The organism is Jatrophihabitans lederbergiae (genome assembly GCF_031845305.1).
GTDB lineage: Bacteria > Actinomycetota > Actinomycetes > Mycobacteriales > Jatrophihabitantaceae > Jatrophihabitans_A > Jatrophihabitans_A lederbergiae.
The window spans coordinates 1-918 of the sequence record NZ_JAVREH010000192.1 but is presented as its reverse complement, the minus strand read 5'-3'; the positions used below and the strand labels follow the sequence as shown (position 1 = coordinate 918).

1 protein-coding gene is annotated in these 918 nt (G+C 63.7%); it reads right to left on the bottom strand.

Going from position 1 to position 918, the window contains the following annotated elements; genetic code table 11:
• The coding region (locus tag RM423_RS24925; RefSeq protein WP_311425729.1) for an APC family permease at positions 1–866 on the bottom strand (866 nt) is incomplete at its 3' end.
• Positions 867–918: the final 52 nt, after the last annotated feature.

Sequence of the window (918 nt, the reverse complement as noted above, 5' to 3'; positions counted from 1 at the left end):
GTCACGATCAGCAGCGACAGCAAGGTCTGCATGCCATTGCCGACCATGCGCTGGCCGATAGTGAAGAAGAAGCCTTCCGGGTCATCCTGCGCGGCCTTGACCGCCAGGCCGGGACCGAAGGCGTTGATCACCAGCCATGCGGTGATGGCGTAGAAGAAACCCATGAACAGCACGGCAATATAGGTCGCCCGTGGCACCGATTTGGTCGGATCGTGGGACTCTTCGCCGTAAATGGCCGTGCCCTCGAAACCGACGAACGACGCATGGCAGAACATCACCGCAACCCCGATCGCGCCGCTGAACGTCGTGCTCGGGCTGAACGGGCTGAAGGAGAAGCCGTGTCCGCCGTTGCCGCCATTGCCGCCGTGCAGAATGATGGCGACGTCGACCACCACGATCGACAGGGTTTCAGCAATTAGCAGAACGCCCATCACCTTCGCACCCAGGTCGATCCGGCGTACCCCGAGGACCAGGCAGAGCGCCATCGCGATGAAAGCCCAGGCCCACCAGGTCAGCGCCAGGTGGAGATGGTTGCCGAAGAAGGAGTGGGCGTAGTAACCGAACGCCCCGTACAAACCGAGCTGAATGGCGGTGTAGGCGAAGATGGCCAGACCGGCCGCACCCAGGCCCGGTGGCCTTCCGAGCCCGACCGACACGAAGGCGTAGAAGTCACCGGCGTCCACGATGTGCCGGCTCATTGCGACGTATCCGACCGCGAACACCAGCAGGATGACGGCGACCAGGACGAACGCACCCGCGATGCCGTCGCCGTTGCCGATTCCGACGATGACGGAGAACAGCGAGCCGACCACGGTCAGTGGCGCCGCGGCCGCGACCACAAAGAACACGATGTGCCCAGTACTCATGGAGTTGCGACGCAAACTCCTCTGGTCGGCCGAGTCGGCCGAGTCGGCCGAG